This is a genomic window from Candidatus Tisiphia endosymbiont of Ceraclea dissimilis, from assembly GCF_964030735.1.
In the GTDB taxonomy this organism is placed as follows: domain Bacteria; phylum Pseudomonadota; class Alphaproteobacteria; order Rickettsiales; family Rickettsiaceae; genus Tisiphia.
This window is the reverse complement of record NZ_OZ034917.1, coordinates 936,775-958,286: the sequence shown is the minus strand read 5'-3', so window position 1 is coordinate 958,286 and position 21,512 is coordinate 936,775. Positions and strand designations below refer to the sequence as shown.

The window sequence follows — 21,512 nt, the reverse complement described above, 5'->3', positions numbered from 1 at the left end:
TAATACAATTAATAGCGATGAAAATAAAACCAGTAATTATGGCTGGTGGTCTAGGAACAAGATTATGGCCATTATCGAGACAAATGCAACCTAAACAATTCATCAAAATATTTGATAATTTTAGTTTAATCCAAAAAACTTTGATTACCAATAAAACTTTAGGTAAATCAACTTTAATAATTGCTAAGGATTATGAATCAATAGCACAGGAGCAACTTAGAGAGCTAAATATAGAAGCAGATTTAATAATAGAGCCTGTGGCTAAAAATACAGCATCATGTGCGATTATATCAGCTATTCAAGCAAAGAATAATGGCTATGATACGATTATATTGCTGCCTTCTGACCATTATATACACAATGTTAATAACTACTTAGATACTATTAATAAATCTTTGAATTATTTGGCAAAATTTGGTATTTGTACTATTGGCATTAGACCTAGTTTTGCAAATAGCGAATATGGTTATATTAAAATAAAGAAGTTATTAGCAGATGGAATTTATAAAACTGAACAATTTGTAGAAAAACCTACTATTCAACAGGCACAAAATTATTTAGAAGAAAATGACAAATATAAAAATAGCAAATATTTTTGGAATTCAGGAATTTTTATTTTTAATATAGATTTTATTTTAGAGCAGGCTAAATTATGGCAAAAGGAACTATTTAAACATGCATATAAAGCATATTATTCTGCAACTAAAAATTGTGGTAATATAACTCTTGCTTTAGAACCATATCTACATATTACACCAATTTCTTTAGACTATGCTATAATAGAAAATATTAGGCAAATGATTATGATAGAAGCCAATTTTAGTTGGAATGATATTGGTAATTGGCATTCTTTATGGCAAATGCAAGAGAAAGATACAACCAATAATTACTGTGAAGGTGATGTGATCAACATTGATAGTACCAATTCATATATTAGCTCTAATAATAAGCTTACTGCGGTAATAGGAATGGATAATATAATAATTATTAATACTAAAGATGCGTTACTGATCGCAAATAAGTCAGAAATCAGAAAAATAAAGCAGCTGGTAATAGAAATGACCGAAATTGGACGAAAAGAAATATTATGAACTTGCGTGAGAATATAAAAAATTATGTCAGCAATTTTCAAGAAGAAAATGAGTATAAACAAAGGATGTTAGACTTTTTAGATAATTGTGAAAATCCTTTTAGTAGAGAGACAAAAGAAGGGCATTTTACTAGCTCAGGATTTTTGCTTAATTCTAATAAGACAAAATTCTTATTAATGCATCATCGTAAATTGGGTAAATGGTTGCAGCCAGGAGGGCATTGTGATGGTAATAATGATCTTTTAGCTGTAGCAATTAAAGAGGCTCAAGAAGAATCTGGAATTTTAGATATTGAGCCAGTTTCTAAACAAATTTACGATATAGATGTTCATTTTATTCCTACTATAGTCAATTCAGGAGAATTTGGGGCTAGGAGCGATGGAGCGACGCCTATAAGTAATAGGCGAGCGATGAGCGACGACGTCCCCAACTTCTCATCAATTGACTATAATGCTAAAGAGCAGGAGCATTATCATTATGATGTGAGATTTTTATTAAAAACCGTTTGTAACGATTGTTTTGTAAAAAATGCCGAATCACATGATTTAAGATGGCTAGATTTTGCTGGCAATCACGAAGAACTCCTGTTGGATGATTCAGTAAAAAGGATGATCAAGAAATATATCCAAATAATAAGTTAAATTAATGGTAGCAAAAAAGTTTTATAGAAATAAGGAAGATTTTATTTGTGAGATGTGTGGTGAATTTATCCAAGGCAATGGTTATACTAATCATTGCTCAATATGTTTCTACAGTAAGCATGTAGATATTAATCCTGGCGATAGGGCATCTGGATGTAATGGGCTAATGCAACCAATTTCTTATAAAATAGATGGTAAAAAAGGTTTGGTCTTGACCCATAAATGCCTTAAATGTCGAGAATATAAAAATAATAAGCTTGCTGATACTGATAATGTGGAAAATTTGCTAAATATTTTTAGTTATAGCCAACTTAGGAAAAGTTGATGCTAGGAACGATGGAGCGACGCCTATTACTTATAACCCAAATTCTGGGTTAGAAAATTCATAAGAACCTTGATATGCAAGGCTTGCATCGTAGTAAAGCATAATAAAATTGATAATTTACTTACCTTACGCATAACTTTGTGGCAATTTAAAAATTACAGAAAAGTCGTCATTGCGAGACCACGTAGTGGTCGTGGCAATCCACATTTATTGGATTGCTTCGTCGCCACTAAAGTGGCTCCTCGCAATGACGATTTTTCAACTATTGTTTTCTTAAACTGACACCTATATGCAATGATGCCAAGCTATTTTCTATATGCCATACGTAAGATGAATTTATAATTGCTGTTACTCAACCGGCTATCATTAATCTTCAGTAAATACACTATTAAGATGTTTAAAAGCGTCACGGTGAATTTGATAAATATCATCGTCTGTCATTCTATCAGAATTTCTTACTCTATTATCAATCACCAACTTTGCCATATCAATGGTAGACCTGATAATGTTAGGTAAAATACTCATCATTTGTTCTGCATAGAAATCATCCTCTAAATCATGATCATGACCGCACTGACCTTCTTTCATCATATCCATCATTATATTGCCAAACATCGCATCAACCGCCTCTGAATTATTGGTTTTCCGATTAGCAGCAGGTATAATAGGGGTATGAGGTTTTTTCTTTTTTTGCATATTAAACCACTTAATTTATTTTTTAAACATTATTGCAAGTTCTTTTATTATCACAATACGCAGATCCCGCGTTATTTAAAAATAATTCAAGTCTTCCATTATTTGATACATTTTATATCTGAAATTGTCAAAACATTCCTGCTATTGACTTGATATTTTATTATAAGTCTTGCTCAAAATTACTACATAACCCAGTGTACAAAAGGATTATCTGTATTTATAGCCTTACATCTAATCGCCGAGCGATAAATAACAACGTCACCAATTTCTTATCAATTGACTATAACTGTTGATTATTAGAGATCAAACCTTATACCAGCAATCAAGTTATGACCTCTGTAGGTATGTCCTAAAACTACCTTGTTAGGTCCATAAGCATAACCTACCTCTGAAGCCCTCATTTCTTTGTATACTACTTTCCCATAATTTTTCCAGCTATATGCAATCTCAGCCTTTACGCCATTAGTTATATCAGCCGAAACACCGGCAACTATCTGACAAGCAACGTTAGTAGAATTAGCCTTTTCCTCAACATTAAATGTAGTAGAATTAGCTGGGATTTCTACATCTCCTTTGCCCCATATATATAATGTTTCTTTTGAGGTAGTAACAAAATTCACATTAGTTTTTTCTTTTATGTGAGCTAAACCAATACCACCCCCTACAAAGAACTGAAAAATACCTCCTACTTTAGGAGAATCAACATAACCACTGAACAACAATGACGTAATATTAGCTTTACGAATTGCCGTTCCGTTTACCGTTACTTGTTTTTTAAGAGAATGACTACTAATGGTGAAAAAGTCTTTAGCTTCTGAACCGACTAAAGCATTAAGTGTAAATTCTAGTCTGCCATTTTCCATGCAATAATAACCCATACCAACACCAAAAATACCAGCGGTATTTGATTTACTCTTGAACGTTGCTGTTATAGAGAGATTGCTAGGTTCGTCAGACTTTGTTGTATTTAACTTACTTGCACCACCTTCAAATTTTAGATAAAAGCGATGTTCATTTGGATTTGCTTTCATTACATTTGCAGGCTGATTTTCATCGGCAAATGATGCGGCAGAAGTCAAAAGAACCGTACTAGTAGCGATAATTAACAATAATTTTTTCATATATTTGCTCCTAATTGTAAGTAAAAGAAATTTAACAGACTTTCAATTAAACTCTAACAGATTTTCAATTTTTTATGCAATATTTAATTATAAATTAAATATATTTTGTTTTTGTCAAAGACTGAAAAAGCACAAAAAAAAGAGGGCTAAAAAGCCCCCTTCTTTTGTAGAATAAAAATAATGAATCAATAAACTATTTATTAGAGATCAAATCTTATACCAGCCATCAAGTTATGACCTCTGTAGGGGGTTTTGCCTGATTTTTCACTATACACGTCCATATCTTTGATTTTTATATTAATTTCACCAGGCTTTGTCTCTCCATAATCTCTCCAGCTATAGGCAATATCTAGTTTTATACTTTTGGTCAGATTAAAAGAAACCCCAGCAGTCAACTGATAAGCAAAATTATTAGCATTCTTAGAGGAGTCAGAAAATGTTTCTGATATTTTTCCAACTTCATTTTCATCTTCATCTTTAACTTCAGCTTCAACAATAATAGTACCAGTAGTTTTTTCTTTCACTTGTGCCATACCAACACCAGCTCCGGCAAATAATTTAATATTATCTGTAGCATACAAATCAACATAACTATTAAGCAATAATGATTTGACGTTTCCTTTTGTTTTACCTTGCCCAGATATTTTAAGTTTAAACACCTTAATATCAATACCATTAGAAAATGATCCCTTAAATTCTGGATTAGTAAGGAAATTAAGTGTTAGCTCTGTTCTAACATTATCCGTAATATAATAACCGACCCCAACACCCAAAATACCAGTAGCATTAGATTTTACTTTTACACTATAATTTTCAAGTTTCTCTGTATTTAACTTACTTGCACCACCTTCAAATTTTAGATAAAAGCGATGTTCATTTGGATTTGCTTTCATTACATTTGCAGGCTGATTTTCATCGGCAAATGATGCGGAAGAAGTCAAAAGAGCTGTACTGGTAGCGATAATTAACAATAATTTTTTCATATATTTGCTCCTAATTATAAGTAAAAGAAATTTAATAGACTTTCAATTAAACTCTAACAGATTTTCAATTTTTTATGCAATATTTAATTGTAAATTAAATATATTTTGTTTTTGTCAAAGACTGAAAAAGCACAAAAAAAAAGAGGGCTAAAAAGCCCCCTTTTTTTTGTAGAATAAAAATAATGAATCAATAAACTATTTATTAGAGATCAAATCTTATACCAGCCATCAAGTTGTGACTTCTAATGGTGGCTTTAGGCGTCTTGTCCTTATCCTTGCTCTTATCATCTTTGTCCTTTTTTATTTCGCCTGTTTCTCCATAATCTCTCCAGCTATAGCTAAGATCTAGGTTCATGTTATCAGCCAAATTAAAAGAAACACCAGCAGTTAGTTGATAAGCAAAGTTATTAGCCATATCATAGGATAAAGTATCTTTTTCTCCTTTTACAACCTTTCCATCATAAGTTGTAGTAGAAGTAATCTTTTGTTGCACTTGAGCCATACCAACACCAGCTCCGGCAAAGATTTTACCAATACCTGCAAACTCATACACATCAACATAACCACTAAGCAATAATGATCTTACATTTTCTTTAGCTTGAGATTCTACAGATGTGTCCTTATCGTCGTTTGGATTTTTAAAAGTACGAGAACATTTAAATTCTGGATTGGTTAGGAAGTCAAGGGTTAGTTCTATTCTAACATTATCCATCGCATTATAACCAGCACCAACACCAACAAGACCAGAAATAACGGGTTTAGACTTACCAATACCCTTGACTTTATCATCTTTATCATCCTTAAAGCTTAGCTCATTCAACCTAACTACTCCACCTTCAGCTTTAAGATAAAACCCACCTGTTGCAGCAAATGATGTAGCAGAAGTCAAAAGAGCCGTACTGGTAGCGGCAATTAACAATAGTTTTTTCATATATTTCTCCTTAAAATTAATAAACAAGAATCCCTTATAGGCTCTCAAATAAATACCTGTGAAACATAAATTCTTTTCAAATTTCACTTAGGTCACCTAGCTTTAGGTGTATAGCATAATATTTGTCTTCAGCCAACTTAAAAAACTATTATAACATTGGTCAATAATATTATAGCGATAGTTTGTGGTAATAACAACACAATATAAAACCCATATAGCTTTAGCCTTAATTTTCCGATATTTCTTCTTGCAGGGTATCAACCTGATTATCCTCTAGTTTAAACTCAAGCAGATTAATTGAACCTATATGTATGCCATTATCAGAAAACTCAATATCAAATTTTACCTTTTCATAAGTTGCTACTTCACTATCATCTGTCTTAACCACTTCAGATACAGAAGAATTAGCAACTTTCTCAATTATAGCCTTGATCATTTTTTTAGGTAATAACAAATTATTAGGTATCAACTTATCGATGATATCATGATGATTAGTTAATTCAAAAGATAATTTACCTTTTGGTAAGTTACTCTCAAAAAATTGCAAAAAACCTATTAAAGCTATTTGGGCATTATCATCACAAGAGAAAACTAATCGGTCAATATTTAAATTTTTGATATAATTGATATCTTTACCTTGATCCGTAGAGATATTTATTAGGGTGGCTAAATCAAGCTGAGCTGTTTTGAAATTCAAAAAATCTTCCTCTGCAGCATATGACAAACGTAATTGTAAAGCTACATCTTCGCCATCCTGAAATTTTGCTTTATTGATTAAGAAAACCAAGTCACTAATATTAAAAATTTCCTTATCTTTCTGAATAATTGATAATAATTTATTGTTAACTTGCAAAAGCTTCACGATAGATTTTAGATTATCTCCACTAGACAATCTATATATAGGTTTATTAAATTTAACTAGTGCGGCAATATCTTGCTTCGACTGTACACTATATTCAATTAACTTACCACCAAAATTTTCTTGTTGTTTTATTGTTTGTCCTAAAATCAAGTTAGCTTTTTTAAAACTAAAATCAAATAAAAATGTCATTTTTTCAGCAGATATTTCTTTAGAATTAATATGATCAATAAATTTTATTTTTGGCTCGACTAAACTAATCTGCAAGCGGGAAGGGAAACCAGAAACTTTGACTTGGCTATAAGATATCTTAATATTATCTGTCTCTGAATTATTTATAGTACTTACCACATTACTTTTGATAGTATAAGCAACGGCAAACCATATTATGGTGTAAGTTAAACAAATAAAAAGTAAAATTTTACGTATCACTTTATTATACTCAATTATAAATTAATATTACGGGTAGCAGATGGTAAGCGAACCCTTATACCGTCAAGATCTTCAGTAACAATAATCTGACAACCAAGTCTTGAAGTATGAGTAAGACCAAATGCTAAGTCAAGCATATCTTCTTCTGCCTCGGAAGGACTTTTTAATTTGTGATAAAATTCCTCATCTAAAATAACATGGCAAGTAGCACATGCTAGAGAGCCTTCGCATGCACCTTCAAGATCAATATCGTTTTGATGAGCAATTTCCAAAATAGACAATCCTATAGGGGCGTCCACTATTTTCTCTGTCCCATCTTTATCTACAACAAAAATTACTTTAGGCATTAGTTATCATCCATCTTCAATTCACTTTAGTTTATTTCATTAATATGCTTACCTTTAAGTAAGTCTTCCACCGTGCTATTTAATCTTTCGGCAAGAAAATGCTCTGTTATACTCTCAAAATTTTTGCTACATTCTATAATGTAATCACGATCATTTGAGTCTATTGCTTCTTTTAGAGTTTTAATTGCCATATTAATTTTTTCCATTTCATTTTTTGCAAGAAGATTTGGCATCTCTCTAATAGCATTTTCTATATTATAAAGCAAAGATTTTGTGTTAATAATTGTTTCTTGTAACAATTTCTTATTATGATCACTAGCCGCATTTTGATAAGCATTTTCTAAAATCTCGGTAATCTCACTTTCATTTAAACCATAACTTGGTTTTATTTCAATGTTATGTGAGATATTACTATTTTTTTCTAGAGCTGACACTGACAAAATGCCATCTGCATCAATAGAAAATGTTACTTCTATCCTAACTCCCCCTGCTTTCATTAGTGGCAATTTTAGTTCAAATTTTGCAAGTGACCGACAATCCTCTACCATTTCTCTCTCCCCCTGTACCACATGTAGCTTCATAGAAGTTTGGTTATCCACATAATTGGTAAACTCCTTAGTAACCGATATCGGTATAGGGCTATTACGCAGAATAATTTTTTCAGTAATTCCTCCATTTAGTTCAATACCAAGTGACAAAGGCACTACATCGATTAATAAGGAATTAATATTTGCAGAAGTTAGGTTCTCTGCTTGCAGAGCCGCACCCCATACTACCGCCTTATCTGGGTTAATATCTGAAAAAATAATAGTATTAAATGTTTGCCTTAAACTCTTACTAATTAACGGTATACGAGTTGAACCACCAACCAGGATAATACCTGAAATATCAGGGGTCTTTGCCTGTTCTAGCGTATCTTTAGTAATAGCTATGGTACGTTCTACTAATGGTGTTATTAACCTCTCAAAATTTTCTATATCTAACTCCAACATCTTTTCTTCATATATATAGCTAACCCGATTAGCATTTATCCGTAACAAACTGGTGTCATTGCGAGGAGGGGCGAAGCCCAAACGAGGCAATCCATTTTTGGTTACTTTTATGGATTGCTTCGTCGCTACTAAAGTATCTCCTCGCAATGACGTTTGTAAATTGGGAGCAATACTAGTCGGATTATCTATAATACTACATTTATTTTGTACACTAAGTGTTTCTTTAACTTTTTTTGCTAATTTTATTAATTCGTTAGATGCTACTAATTTATATTTATCACAAAAATACTTCATCACTAAGTGATCAATATCATCACCGCCTAAAATATTATCTCCGCCAGTGGCAATAACCTGAAGTACGCCGGTTTGCATATTGAGAATTGATACATCAAAAGTTCCTCCCCCTAAATCATATACTAAATAACACCCTCTGCTTTCTTTATTGAAACCATACGCATAGGCTGCTGCTGTTGGTTCTGCAATTAACCGTAATACCTCAAATCCAGCAATTTTTGCTGCCAGCATTACTTCTCCTCTAGCAGCATCGTTAAAATGTGCCGGTACAGTTATTACCGCTTTTTTAACTTCTGAGTTTAATCTTTCAGTAGCTTGTTGCCTTAAATAGAGAAAGATTTGGGCGGCAATTTCCGGAACAGTCATCAATTTTCCAGCAAATTGCAGCCGTAATATTTCACTATCTAGGTCAATATAATCTTTCACTAAAGCAAAAAGTGTCGGGTTATTTTGTATATCGGATAGTTTCTTACCGAAGAGCCTTTTTATAGAGCGAAGATTATCGATTATATCATGATTACCCACAATAAAGCTTTCACCATGGAAGGCTATCACTGATGGGATAAGTTCTAAATCTTGATCATTTGTGATAATTTGTACCACTTGTTGATTTGACAAAGCAATTAATGAGTTTGTTGTACCGAAATCAATGCCAACGGCTATGTTCTTATCATTTTCTTTATGCTGGGAAGAGCCAGCCTCACTAATTTCTATTATTTGCATGATTTGATTTTTAGCTGAATATTATTAATTAAGTTTTTAAGATATTTAAATCTTATAGTACTATCAACGACATCTTGCATATTTTGATTTTGGAATGCAGTAGTTAGAGATTTAGTAAGTTGTTGCTTTTCAAGAATCTTGTTATTTAGCATATGTTCTAACTTTGTTAAGTCTTCAGTAGTTTCGACAAACTCTAATTCACTCCACACAACATTCAATTGTTCCTTTGAAATACCTTGCCTAACCGTTAGGTCATCCAAAACTATATTGTTTAACAAGAGAAGATACTCAGCTCGTGCTAAATCGTCTTTAAGTGTTGAATAAGCCTTATTTAGCTCAATAGAGATAGCCAAATTTTTTTGCTTTTCGGTGTTAGAGTTAGTTCTATCCGGATGATATTTTAACTGCATAGCGAAATATTGACGATCCAGATCAGACAATTCAATATCATATTTTTTTTCTATGCCTAATAACTCAAAATAATTGTTCATAATCGCTCCTAGCCCTAAATTCTCCTGAATTGACTATATTAGTGGGTTAATAATTGTCAAACCACGTATAGTTTAGGAGAAGTTGGTGACGTCATTATTTATAACGGCTTAGCGATTAAACTATAAAAAATTATATATTAGTTGTAAATGATTATTGATTTTCTGATTAGGCATTGCAAAAAGTAGCAAATTGTGCCGAATGGCGGAGAGGAGGGGATTCGAACCCCTGACACGTTACCGTGAACACGCTTTCCAGGCGAGCGCCTTAAACCACTCGGCCACCTCTCCATAACTCTATACAAATTCAGCCACAGCTATAAAACTAATAATTTATTACTTCAGAAAATTGTTAGCATAATATTCACAATATTCTTTAACTGGGCAAACGGAACAATTGGGTACTCGTGCTTTACAGATATACCTACCAAGTAATATCAGCCAGTGATGAGCATATTGTAACCATTTTGCATCAATAATTTCAACTAATTCAAATTCCACTTTTTGGGGGGTATCACTACTTGCCAACCCTAATCTTCTAGAAACTCTGAATACATGTGTATCAACTGCCATAGTTGATTTACCAAATAAGCAATTCAATACTACATTGGCAGTTTTTCTTCCAACACCAGGTAATTTAATTAATTCGTCAAAATTGTTTGGCACTTTGCTATCATACTTATCTATCAAAATACGAGAAAGTGCAACAATATTTTTTGCTTTGGTTATAAATAAACCTATTGATCTTATATAATTTTTTAATCCTTCTTCCCCGAGTTCTAATATTTTTTCCGGTGTATTATATTCTTTAAACAAAAATCTTGTTGCTTTATTAACCGAAATATCAGTTGCTTGTGCGGATAATACCACAGCTATTAATAGAGTGAAATTATTAACATATTCTAGTTCTGTTCGGGGATTAGAATTATTCTGGCTTAAAATTTCAAAGATTTTATCAACTATTTGAGCTTGCATAATATAACATTTAAGAGTAAAAAGAAGTCATAATTTTTATCAGGTTTGAGGATGTTAGAGAATAAAAATTTTGATTTTATAAGAAATGAAATTGCTAATAACGATGTTGTGTTGTTTATGAAAGGCACTAGTAATTTTCCTCAATGTAATTTTTCTGCTACCGTTGTTTCTATCTTAAAAAAACTTGGTATAGAATTTCGTGATATTAATGTTTTGACCAGTCTTAGCTTACGTGAGGATATCAAATCCTTCACTGATTGGCCTACCATACCACAGCTTTATATAAAAGGAGAATTTATAGGTGGCTGTGATATAGTACGTGAAATGTATGAAAATGGTGATCTTGTTACATTATTAAAAGATAAACATATAATATAACTCATGTATGGATCTACCCAATAATGCAAGAAAAAAAAAATAATACTTGACAGAAAAAAAGCAAATGCAGTCATGTATTCGACTTGAAGCACAACAAAGTGCTTCAGCCCTGATGGAATTCGCTAACTTACTTTGTCTTATTTACCATCAATATTATCATCTCTCGCATATTCCTTGGTAAGAATTCCTTACTTTATTATTTTATTCCAGCTATGATTTTTTTTTAATTTAAACCTTAATTTAATTAAAAAAATCATTTAGCCATCATAAATTAATAATTAATATTAAACTTTTAATAACATACTTTTATTTCACTGTATGATTGATCATTTCGCAATACTGCGAATACTACTCTTGCTAATTTATTTGCCACTGCTACTACACTAGTATTATAACCTCGTCTCTCTTGCAGCTTGAACATCCAATCTGTAAACCTACTTTTGTTACCTTCTTCTATTTTATCTAATTTCTTAGTTCTTAATACCCTAGCTGTAAAAACAGAACGAGCTCCATATTTATCTACTGCATGAAGATGAAAAATATTTTTTGCTAAATCTATTCCTATTGTGTTATATTCCATTTTGGGTCTCCCTATTGTTGTTTTAATATATTAAATCTAGAAGGATAACCATTAATATTCATTCTGTATATAGGGTAGATCCATACCATTACCTTACGCATGGTATTTAAAAGTCATATAGAAAATAGCTTGGCGTCATTGCGAGGAGCTACTTTAGTAGCGACGAAGCAATCTAATGAATGTGGATTGCCACGACCACGTAGTGGTCTCGCTAATAGCGTTTTGTACTTTTCTAGAATTTTTAAATTGTCATGGGGTTTATGCGTAAGGTGAGTAAATTAATTAGTTATTGCAGACAGCCTCCTAGCCATTTTATTAAGTTATTGGCAAAAATTCTAAAAACTATTCTGCCAAGTATGATAATTATTATGGTGATAAGGAAACTATAAATAATATCAGCTGGGTAGTGCATAGCAAGAGTAATACGTGATATCGCCACTAAAATAACAATCAAAATGGCTATAATTTTTTGTCTGATTGTTATATATGACCAAATACAGTAGGCAACCAATAATGCTAACCCAGAATGACTGCTTGGAAAACTAGACAAACATCTTTCAAGTTCAATATTAGCAATTGTTACAAAACTATTAATAGGCAATGAGCAAAATGGTCTAGGTAGATTAACCGAAAACTTAAGTAGAGCATAAATACAACCGAATATCGTATAAATTATACCAATCATTACCATTTTATTATATATAGCCCAAAATTTGCTCTGACGATGATTAAAATCTTGAATCTTTTTTAGCTGAGTGTAAAAATATATACAATATATCAAATAAGCGATAGCAAAGTTGGTAATATTAAAACAATAAGAGATAATTTGTAGAATATAAGCTATTATGCTAAAATGGTTAGTTATGCCATTGATCCACAAGAATATTTCTTGATTAAGGCCTTGGAAATTATATAAAAGTTCAAACATTTTCAATTTTAATTTTATTTGGTTTAAGTAAATAATATTATGCTAGAAATAACAGTACTAGGATGTGGATCATCGTTTGGTCTACCGGTAGTTAATTGTGATTGCAGTACATGCACCTCAACTTCAAGTTATAATAAAAGAACTAGATCGTCAATATATATGGATGATGGTAATAGTCAAATTCTTGTTGATTTTGGTTTCGACATTAAAGGACAATTACTACGAGAAAATATTAAAAAAGTGGGCAGTGCTATATTAACCCATTATCATGCAGATCATGTTAACGGTATTGATGATCTACGTGTATTTCCATTCTTTCAGAAAAGACCTTTAGAAATTTTTACTGATAATGCTACAGCATTGAGAACTGAGAATTATCACCAACACTTGTTTGCTCCGGATAGACTGATTGCAAGACCGGTAGATTTTTTTGCAAAATTTAAAATTGACACTATAGAGGTACAATTTTTTAGACAGCATCATGGTCCTATAGATAGTTTAGGTATTAGAGTGGATGATTTTGTATATTCTAATGATGTGGTAGATTTTCCGGCAGAATCCAAACCATTCTTAAGAAATATCAAAGTGTGGATATTAGATTGTATGGCATACGAATCTAATGATTGCCATGCAGGATTAGATAAAATCCTACAGTGGGAATATGAATACAAACCGCAACAAATATTATTAACTAATATGAATCATTTTATTGATTATCACGAGATATCAAAAATATTGCCAAGCAATATAAAACCTCTATATGATGGTTACAAATTTATAGTTTAGTATGATAGTAGTTGATAAGGTTTCAAAAAAATATAGTAAAATTTATGCTGTTAAAGATGTTAGTCTTGAGTTCAAAAAAAAGGAAACTATAGCGATTATAGGTTCTTCTGGTAGTGGTAAATCCACTTTATTACGAATTATTAATGCGTTAGAAATACCTACTACTGGACAAGTGTTTATTGATAACAAAAAGTTAACTCAAAAGAATAAAAGGAAGCTTTGCCTTAAAATTGGTATGGTTTTCCAATCTTTTAATCTTTTCCCACACTTAAATGTTCAGGATAATTTAATATATGCTCCTGTTAATATTTTGAAAATGCAGCAGATGACTGCCATTTCTAAGGCGGAGAAATTATTAGAGCAATTTGGTTTAAAACAAAAAGTTACTGCTTTTCCTATCAATCTATCTGGAGGACAAAAACAGCGAGTAGCCATTTGTCGAGCCTTAATGATGGATCCAGAGGTAATGTTATTTGACGAGCCTACTTCAGCTTTAGACCCTGAAAATATTAAAGATATTATTGAAATTATCTCTTTATTAAAAAGTCAAATGACGATGATTGTTGTTACTCACCATATCAAATTTGCCAAAGCGATAGCGGATAGGATAATTTTTATGAATCACGGGCAAGTTCTAGCCGATCAGCCAGCCGCAGAATTTTTTGAAAAGCCAAAATCTCATAGAGCAAGATTATTTTTAGAGAATATAGGTGACTTAATGTGAGCAATAAGAGTCTTATAAAATTAACAATGCTTTTATGTATTAGTATGGTCATTACCTTCTTGATACGTAAATTGGTAGATGCACAATTTACTGGATTCTCTTGGAGTAGCCAGAAAAGTATATCTTGCTTTGTAATGATTTTGATTATTATCAGTATCGTTTATAATTCCTTTAATCAAAAGGGGATAAAGATCGTCTCTATTCAGCTATTAATTTGGGGGCTAATTTTTTTGATCATAATTATTGGTTACGCTTTCAGATTTGAATTAAATTATACCACACAACGAGTCGTATCCGTACTAATACCATCATATAATTGGGTCAATAAACAAGGAGAATTAGTGATTAGCCGTAGTAGCGACGGACATTTTTACATTGACATATTGGTAAATGGAGTAAAAATTAAATTTATGATTGATACCGGAGCAAGTGATGTTGCCCTTACTACTAATGATGCTAAAATGCTAGGGTTTGACTTATCAAAACTACATTACACTAGAATTTACTCGACGGCTAATGGTACTAGTACAGCCGCCCCCGTGAAATTAGATAGTGTAGTAATTGATAACAGAGCTTTCTTTAGAAATATTGAAGCTCATATAGGTACTGGTGGTCTCGATATATCACTACTAGGTATGTCAGTATTAGAGCGTTTTAAAAGTTTCAGAATAGATCGAGATATGTTAATTTTAAGTTGGTGAAGCTATTCAAAAACTAGGAGATTGCAGGCAGTCTCTAGCGATGTATAGTTAATTCAGGAGAATTTGGGGCTAGGAACGATGGAGCGACGCCTATAAGTAATAGGCGAGCATTGAGCGACGACGTCACCAACTTCTTATCAATTGACTATACACCACAATACTTACAAAAATACGTTAATGAGTTCTGTTTTAGATATAATAACAGAGATAATTACGATATATTTAATTTGTTGGTACAACAAGCTTTTTTGTAAAATTGGAATATTCTTTATGTATACTAAAAGATTAGAAGCATCTGTAACGCATGATATCCTGGTTCAACTTGCTAATCTTGGTTGGATTGTCGATGAAAAAGACCCAAGATGTAACGTTTATCAACAAAGAGTGAAACTTACCAAACAAAAAGAATTACTTAACGGTAAAATACCTGACTTTGTACTATACAAGGAAGGAAGTAACGAACCAATAATAATAATTGAGGCAAAAAAACCAAATGAAAGTATACAATTAGCAATGCACCAAGCATTGAATTTGTATGCTAAACCACTAAATACGCCGCTTATATTTGCTTATAATGGAAGTTATATTGAAACCCAATATTTGTATAATGGGCGTAATCTTAAAATTGACGGGGAAGATGTAAGGCAATTTATAAATCACCATACGGCACTCAGATTTGTTAATGAGGGCTCTGAAATACTATCTGCGGTAAATTTCATTCAGCATTCAAGAGACGAACTTATTAGGATCTTTAAAAGTGCGGCTAATTTACTAAGAGAGGATGGATTGCAAGCAGGGCTTGACAGATTTGGGGCATTTTCTGATATTTTGTTTTTAAAAATTCTTGATGAAATTTCCGTTCTAAAGACGTTGGGAGGTGAAGAAAATAAGTTAGATGAGTATCTTAGATGGAGTTCCTTTTCTCAGAAAAAAGGAAACGAGTTGTATCAATATGTGAAAGATGTTGTGTGGATTAAGATTAACAAGAAGTATGGTGATATTTTTAGCGAAGCGTTCCCTATTAATTCCCCTGATATTTTTGAAGAAATTATTTGTGAGCTTTCAAAACTTAACCTCACAGCTTCAGATAGTGATGTGAATGGTGATGCTTTTGAATATTTTTTAAAAAATGCTTACCAAGGCATCAAAATTAAAGATTTAGGCGAATATTTTACACCTAGAAACATTGTAAGAACAATGATAAGTATGGTTAATCCTAAAATTGGCGAAACCATTTATGACCCTTTTTGTGGCACAGGAGGATTTTTAATTGAAGCATTTAGATATTTAAAAATCAGAACTTCGTTTAACGACGAGATGCAAAATATTCTAAGGAAAAAAACAATTTACGGTTCTGAGATTACTATTAATGCAAGAATTGCAAAAATGAATATGATTTTGTTTGGAGACGGACATAGTAATATCAAGAAACAAGACACCCTTTCTGATTATGTAAATCAAAAATATGATATTGTAATTACAAATCCACCATATTCGCAACAAACAAGGTTTGGGTATTTATATCCCATTCAATCAAATAATGGTGACGCTATTTGTCCTTTGCATTGCTTTGAAGCTTTAAAACTAGGTGGTAGAGGCTGTTTACTTGTAAAAGAAAACTTTGTTTCAGATGGGGGCAATGTTGGAAAGGTGAGAGAGTATATTTTTAATAACTCATCAAATGTTTCTATTGTTTCATTGCCAAGAAAGCTTTTTGAACCTTACACCCCAACAAAAACAAGTATTATATATTTCGAGAAAAACAGAAAGATCTCAGACACGTTCTTTTTTGCAATTAATGCGGTTGGTCATGAACTTGGTTCAAGAAAGAAGCCAATTAAGGATAATGATTTACCAGTTGCACTTGATGCTTTCAATAATAAAAAGGCTGTTGCAGAGATTGAATCTGCCATAATACCATCAACTGAAATAGCCAAGAATAGCTATAGTTTATGGATTTATGATTATTTAGATATTTTTGCTAATTTAAAAGGTGATATTATAAAACTTGGTGATTATATTGAGGAGATAACAGAAAAAATAGAACCGTCTTTACAGCCAATTACAGATTTTAGAATTTTAGGGGTAAGTAATAGTATTGGTATTTTTGACAATGAAATTTTAAAAGGTGAGGACATAAACCAAAAATACAAGCAAGTTCAAGCTGGAGATTTGGTATATAATCCGCATAGGATTAACGTTGGCTCTTTAGGTTTAGTTTCTGAGGAGTTAAATGGTGGATATGTAAGTGGTATCTATATCGTATTTAGAGTTTTAAAAAAATTCCAAGATACTCTACCATCCGAATATTTATTACATGTTTTAAAATCAAAATATTATTTAGCCATTATTGGCAAATATGATACAAAGTATGGAGCTGTTAGGGCAAACTTAACTTATGAGCAGCTTTGTAATATACACATACCATTACTTAAAAAAAATGAAATGAAAGAATTTCTAGAAAAAATAAGTAAACTAAATAATATCACGGAAGAATTTCAGAAAATTAAAAATAACCTAAAAGAATCTATACATAAAATTTTACCTAATTTATGAATTAAGTATAATTGTCCTTGAGGATTGGTTGGAAAAATGTAAGTTGACTACTACTTTAAACTTAATAATAATATTAAACTAAAGAAAGTGGATATAAATAGTCTTTATATTATAATTAACAGTACAAATAATAAATTTGGATCTTGGTGGCTTAAAATTACGACTTTTAAACTATCCTGATAAAAACCCCTAAATTTATTCTTCACAATTATTTACCTTCATCTATACTCTCATTTGTAGATATTCTAAGAGTAAATTATGTTACAAACTAGCAATAAAATTTTTTCTAATCTTAGTGGACAGAAAAAATATGATATAATAAGTAGCAAGCAACGTGGAGATTGGGATAATACAAAAGATTTTATTATTAGAGGTAGAGAATGGATAATTGATGAAATAAAAAAATCAGGTTTGCGAGGACGGAGCGGTGCTGGATTTCCAACTGGTCTCAAATGGTCGTTTATGCCTAAAGAACACCCGAAACCTAGCTATTTAGTAGTTAATGCTGATGAATCAGAGCCTGGTACATGCAAGGATCGTGATATTTTAAGACATGAGCCGCACAAATTGCTTGAAGGCTGTTTGCTTGCCAGTTTTGCTATTAACGCACATACTTGCTATATATATATTCGTGGTGAATTTTATAACGAAGCATCCAATGTGCAACGGGCTATAGATGAAGCTTATGATGCTGGTTTTATAGGTGATAATGCTTGTGGTACTGGGTATAAACTTGATATTTATTTGCATAGAGGGGCTGGGGCATATATTTGCGGCGAGGAAACAGCTCTACTCGAGAGTTTAGAGGGTAACAAGGGATTTCCTAGACTGAAACCACCATTTCCAGCTAATTTCGGCTTATATGGTTGTCCAACAACTATTAATAATGTTGAGTCAATTGCCGTTGTACCTACTATACTTAGACGTGGGGGGGATTGGTTTGCTTCAATCGGAAAGCCTAACAGTACCGGCACGAAAATTTTCTGTATTTCTGGTCACGTAAATAGACCATGTAATGTTGAAGAAGCTATGGGCATACCTTTAAAGGAATTGATAGAAAAATATGCTGGAGGTGTACGTGGTGGTTGGGATAATCTGAAAGCTATTATTCCAGGTGGTTCGTCAGTACCATTGTTACCAAAGTCACTATGTGAAGATTTGGCAATGGATTTTGATAGTTTGAAATTAGCTGGCTCGGCTCTTGGGACTGGTGGAATTATTGTTATGGATAATTCTACGGATATTATTTATGCTATTGCCAGGCTTAGTAAATTCTACATGCATGAATCTTGTGGTCAGTGTAGCCCATGCAGAGAAGGCACAGGGTGGATGTGGCGAATTATGATGAGATTAGTACGAGGTCAGGCAAAAATAGAAGAAATAGATCAATTGTTAGACGTGACTAAAATGATCGAGGGGCGTACTATTTGCGGTCTTGGAGATGCCTCTGCTTGGCCTATTCAAGGTTTAATCCGTCATTTTCGTCACGAGATTGAAGAGAGGATATATTCAAAAAAAATGTGAAAACTTTTAGATATAGTTGATTCATGACTGCATCTGCTTTCTTTTTTATCAAATATTATTCTTTTTTATATTTTTGGATATATCGATAAACGCTTTACTATGAAAAGCTATATTTTCTTCAAAAAGAATAAACTTTTTATCAAGCAAATTAAGTTGTTTTTTCTTTTCCTCTTCCGTTAAGAAAGAATATTTAATACTATTATAGACGACTTGTTTTAATTGATCATAAGATGGCTTATAACGACTAATAAATAATAAATATTCTTGAGTTAAATTATTGCGTAATACTCCTGCATCATCAGTGCAGATTACGATTGGCACCCCATAACGCATATATAGCTTGATAGGATGGTCATCACCTACAACTCCTAAAATAAATTCATTACTACTTAAATTAATTTCAATAGGTATATTCTTTTCCACTAATGTTCTTATTAGTTGGTGAGGATTAGATTCATGCATAATACCTACTCCATGACCAATACGATTTGCCCCGGCTATCAATATGGCATCCCAAATATGATGACGTAGCCCTTCTGGAGGAACTAGCCCTAATGCTAATTCACCAGCATGCAAAGATAATTTAACATTAGAAAATTTTTGTTTAAGAAAACGAAACATTTTCATATGTAATATATAATCTTTGATCGCAACAACTGAGTTTTCTGTACCGACTATATTCACCCCAACTATTTTAGGATTATTTTGTGCTAAAGAAAAGGCTGAATACAAACCAGAAAATACCATAGATGGCTTACTTTCACGGAATACATATGGTTGAAACCGCAGAGTAAAGTGATCATTGTCAATATCTTTCGAGGCATCTGTTACTATTGTTGAATAGTGAGTAATAGCTTGGTTTATAACTTTATCCTGCTCTAATAATAACATAGCTTTTGCTAAAACCTGATTAATAGCAAGATCATCTGTATTACTTGTTAACTTATTAATCTCATCTAAAGCAACGTTTGTACTAATAGGAGCAAAAGGAAATATAGTTTCTATATATTGCACATTTTCTGCTTCTGCCCTATTCTTCAAATCTATCAAACCATCTTTAATAATATAGTCTTCTAACCAACCAAAATAGTTAAAACAATCAAAAAATCTGGCATCTGGTGATAATTGTTTGTGATAATGATTGTTAAAATTTTCTATTGACCAAAGTGACACGAGCTGATTATATTTGTGTATATCAGCACGTATCTCATCTACAGTCATACATTTTTTCGTAGGTTTTTTAAGAATTTCATAACTGTTAGGATCAATACAAAATCCCTCCTTCTTAACATAATCTAATAAAGTTTCAGCATAAATAGCACCGATAAAATGATGATGAATATCACCACCCTTGGGCAATATATTTACCAACATACCAAGCTCTGCTATAGGAAGAGCATTAGAGGTGATTAAACTATTGTAATAATCACGTGTAATGAGATAATGATTATTTTCATTTGTTTTTACAGTGTCTGCGTGAGTTTGCATATTAAATATACTACAAATTAATAATAGTGGAGTAATGAGTCTTAGTGAAATTATGGATTTTATGAAATTTAACATTATTTATCATATATTGTTTCTCCTACATGCATGCATCGAATAACCAAAAACTATAGTCAATTGATGAGAAGTTGGTGACGTCGTCGCTCTCAATGCTCACCTATTACTTATAGGCGTCGCTCCATCGTTCCTGCTACCCAATTCCCCTGAATTGACTATATATTCGAATTTTCTTTAATTAATGCAGAAATAGGCGGGGTTATAACATGTTTCTTTTTAAAACACACGCTTTATAACATAATTAGTTTTCAATGCAAACTATATTTTAATGAATTTGCTTAAAAGTGTAATAATTTCACATCCTACGTCTTTCAAGGATTGTTTTTTTTGAAAATATCATGAATTAATGTGCTTTGGGACATTCGTGTGCAAACAATGTTCATTACGCTGTACTCGCTTATAAAAACAAAGTACAGATAAGCTTTTTGTTACGAATAAATATGTCAATTGATAAGAAGCTGATTATATTACTCACCTTACGCATGGCATTTAAAAGTCATATAGAAAATAGCTTGGCGTCATTGCGAGAAGCTACTTTAGTAGCGACGAAGCAATCTAATAAATGTGGATTGCCACGACCACGTAGTGGTCTCGCAATGACATAATTTATTAATCCATGGAGCTCGTTCTGTTTTTACAGCTAGGGTATTAAGAACTAAGAAATTAGATAAAATAGAAGAAGGTAACAAAAGTAGGTTTACAGATTGGATGTTCAAGCTGCAAGAGAGACGAGGTTATAATACTAGTGTAGTAGCAGTGGCAAATAAATTAGCAAGAGTAGTATTCGCAGTATTGCGAAATGATCAATCATACAGTGAAATAAAAGTATGTTATTAAAAGTTTAATATTAATTATTAATTTATGATGGCTAAAT

21 protein-coding genes and 1 tRNA gene are annotated in these 21,512 nt (G+C 32.0%); 9 read left to right on the top strand and 13 right to left on the bottom strand.

Annotated features, from left to right (window positions below; translation table 11 throughout):
* Nucleotides 1-17: 17 nt before the first annotated feature.
* From ACQH1V_RS04700 to ACQH1V_RS04690, 3 genes are read left to right on the top strand one after another with little or no spacing between them, the layout of a single operon-like run.
* The gene (locus tag ACQH1V_RS04700) at nucleotides 18-1,091 is read left to right on the top strand and encodes a mannose-1-phosphate guanylyltransferase (protein WP_425360034.1); all 1,074 of its coding nucleotides are present in this window, start codon (nucleotides 18-20) and stop codon (nucleotides 1,089-1,091) included.
* Complete coding sequence (locus tag ACQH1V_RS04695; RefSeq protein ID WP_425360033.1) at nucleotides 1,088-1,732, top strand: palindromic element RPE2 domain-containing protein; 645 nt, start codon at nucleotides 1,088-1,090, stop codon at nucleotides 1,730-1,732. Before ACQH1V_RS04700 ends, ACQH1V_RS04695 begins: the two co-directional genes overlap by 4 nt.
* 4 nt (nucleotides 1,733-1,736) lie before the next feature.
* Entirely contained in the window at nucleotides 1,737-2,057 is a 321-nt protein-coding gene (locus ACQH1V_RS04690; RefSeq protein ID WP_341749261.1) for an RNHCP domain-containing protein, read from the top strand.
* Nucleotides 2,058-2,423: 366 nt separating this feature from the next.
* Here ACQH1V_RS04690 and ACQH1V_RS04685 read toward each other — a convergent pair whose 3' ends face one another.
* The 10 genes from ACQH1V_RS04685 to nth all read right to left on the bottom strand — a co-directional run bounded on the left by ACQH1V_RS04685 (nucleotide 2,424) and on the right by nth (nucleotide 10,898).
* Nucleotides 2,424-2,753, bottom strand: coding sequence for a hypothetical protein (locus tag ACQH1V_RS04685; RefSeq protein ID WP_094649115.1), 330 nt, complete (start codon nucleotides 2,751-2,753; stop codon nucleotides 2,424-2,426).
* A gap of 296 nt (nucleotides 2,754-3,049) precedes the next feature.
* A complete protein-coding gene (locus ACQH1V_RS04680; RefSeq protein ID WP_425360032.1) occupies nucleotides 3,050-3,874 on the bottom strand; it encodes a hypothetical protein in 825 nt (274 codons plus the stop codon).
* A gap of 200 nt (nucleotides 3,875-4,074) precedes the next feature.
* Nucleotides 4,075-4,857 (bottom strand): outer membrane protein, encoded by a 783-nt coding sequence (locus ACQH1V_RS04675; RefSeq protein WP_425360031.1) that lies wholly within the window; start codon nucleotides 4,855-4,857, stop codon nucleotides 4,075-4,077.
* Nucleotides 4,858-5,059: 202 nt separating this feature from the next.
* Nucleotides 5,060-5,788, bottom strand: coding sequence for an outer membrane protein (locus ACQH1V_RS04670; protein WP_425360030.1), 729 nt, complete (start codon nucleotides 5,786-5,788; stop codon nucleotides 5,060-5,062).
* 226 nt (nucleotides 5,789-6,014) lie between these two features.
* The gene (locus ACQH1V_RS04665) at nucleotides 6,015-7,079 is read right to left on the bottom strand and encodes an RP198 family tick cell line-upregulated protein (protein WP_425360029.1); all 1,065 of its coding nucleotides are present in this window, start codon (nucleotides 7,077-7,079) and stop codon (nucleotides 6,015-6,017) included.
* A gap of 14 nt (nucleotides 7,080-7,093) precedes the next feature.
* Nucleotides 7,094-7,426: a ferredoxin family 2Fe-2S iron-sulfur cluster binding protein gene (locus ACQH1V_RS04660; RefSeq protein ID WP_094649120.1), complete on the bottom strand. Its 333-nt coding sequence runs from the start codon at nucleotides 7,424-7,426 to the stop codon at nucleotides 7,094-7,096.
* Between the two features lie 26 nt (nucleotides 7,427-7,452).
* The gene (locus ACQH1V_RS04655) at nucleotides 7,453-9,435 is read right to left on the bottom strand and encodes an Hsp70 family protein (RefSeq protein WP_425360028.1); all 1,983 of its coding nucleotides are present in this window, start codon (nucleotides 9,433-9,435) and stop codon (nucleotides 7,453-7,455) included.
* Nucleotides 9,426-9,926 carry a Fe-S protein assembly co-chaperone HscB gene (gene hscB, locus ACQH1V_RS04650; RefSeq protein WP_425360027.1) on the bottom strand — a complete coding sequence of 167 codons (501 nt, stop codon included), beginning with the start codon at nucleotides 9,924-9,926 and terminating at the stop codon, nucleotides 9,426-9,428. Before hscB ends, ACQH1V_RS04655 begins: the two co-directional genes overlap by 10 nt.
* 200 nt (nucleotides 9,927-10,126) lie before the next feature.
* Nucleotides 10,127-10,214: transfer RNA gene (locus tag ACQH1V_RS04645), tRNA-Ser, on the bottom strand.
* Between the two features lie 45 nt (nucleotides 10,215-10,259).
* A complete protein-coding gene (gene nth / locus ACQH1V_RS04640) occupies nucleotides 10,260-10,898 on the bottom strand; it encodes an endonuclease III (protein WP_094649426.1) in 639 nt (212 codons plus the stop codon).
* A 51-nt stretch (nucleotides 10,899-10,949) separates the two neighbouring features.
* Between nth and grxD the strand changes: the two genes are divergently transcribed.
* Nucleotides 10,950-11,276: a Grx4 family monothiol glutaredoxin gene (gene grxD / locus ACQH1V_RS04635; protein WP_094649425.1), complete on the top strand. Its 327-nt coding sequence runs from the start codon at nucleotides 10,950-10,952 to the stop codon at nucleotides 11,274-11,276.
* 292 nt (nucleotides 11,277-11,568) lie between these two features.
* On the opposite strand, the gene ACQH1V_RS04630 is transcribed toward grxD, so the two are convergent.
* Together ACQH1V_RS04630 and ACQH1V_RS04625 are read right to left on the bottom strand one after the other, a co-directional pair.
* Nucleotides 11,569-11,856, bottom strand: a complete 288-nt coding sequence (locus ACQH1V_RS04630) for a hypothetical protein (RefSeq protein WP_341749268.1) — start codon at nucleotides 11,854-11,856, stop codon at nucleotides 11,569-11,571.
* A 286-nt stretch (nucleotides 11,857-12,142) separates the two neighbouring features.
* Nucleotides 12,143-12,784: a phosphatase PAP2 family protein gene (locus ACQH1V_RS04625; RefSeq protein ID WP_341749269.1), complete on the bottom strand. Its 642-nt coding sequence runs from the start codon at nucleotides 12,782-12,784 to the stop codon at nucleotides 12,143-12,145.
* A 39-nt stretch (nucleotides 12,785-12,823) separates the two neighbouring features.
* On the opposite strand from ACQH1V_RS04625, the gene ACQH1V_RS04620 reads away from it, so the two are divergent.
* The 5 genes from ACQH1V_RS04620 (at nucleotide 12,824) to nuoF (ending at nucleotide 19,075) form a co-directional block, all read left to right on the top strand.
* A complete protein-coding gene (locus tag ACQH1V_RS04620) occupies nucleotides 12,824-13,570 on the top strand; it encodes an MBL fold metallo-hydrolase (protein WP_425360026.1) in 747 nt (248 codons plus the stop codon).
* 1 nt (nucleotide 13,571) lies between these two features.
* Nucleotides 13,572-14,294 carry an amino acid ABC transporter ATP-binding protein gene (locus ACQH1V_RS04615; RefSeq protein WP_094649421.1) on the top strand — a complete coding sequence of 241 codons (723 nt, stop codon included), beginning with the start codon at nucleotides 13,572-13,574 and terminating at the stop codon, nucleotides 14,292-14,294.
* Nucleotides 14,295-14,320: 26 nt separating this feature from the next.
* Nucleotides 14,321-14,995, top strand: a complete 675-nt coding sequence (locus ACQH1V_RS04610) for a TIGR02281 family clan AA aspartic protease (RefSeq protein ID WP_425360880.1) — start codon at nucleotides 14,321-14,323, stop codon at nucleotides 14,993-14,995.
* A gap of 177 nt (nucleotides 14,996-15,172) precedes the next feature.
* Nucleotides 15,173-17,551 (top strand): N-6 DNA methylase, encoded by a 2,379-nt coding sequence (locus ACQH1V_RS04605; protein ID WP_425360025.1) that lies wholly within the window; start codon nucleotides 15,173-15,175, stop codon nucleotides 17,549-17,551.
* A gap of 258 nt (nucleotides 17,552-17,809) precedes the next feature.
* Nucleotides 17,810-19,075 (top strand): NADH-quinone oxidoreductase subunit NuoF, encoded by a 1,266-nt coding sequence (gene nuoF, locus ACQH1V_RS04600; protein ID WP_425360024.1) that lies wholly within the window; start codon nucleotides 17,810-17,812, stop codon nucleotides 19,073-19,075.
* Nucleotides 19,076-19,123: 48 nt separating this feature from the next.
* On the opposite strand, the gene ACQH1V_RS04595 is transcribed toward nuoF, so the two are convergent.
* Nucleotides 19,124-20,563 carry an adenosine deaminase family protein gene (locus tag ACQH1V_RS04595; protein WP_425360023.1) on the bottom strand — a complete coding sequence of 480 codons (1,440 nt, stop codon included), beginning with the start codon at nucleotides 20,561-20,563 and terminating at the stop codon, nucleotides 19,124-19,126.
* Between the last annotated feature and the right edge of the window lie 949 nt (nucleotides 20,564-21,512).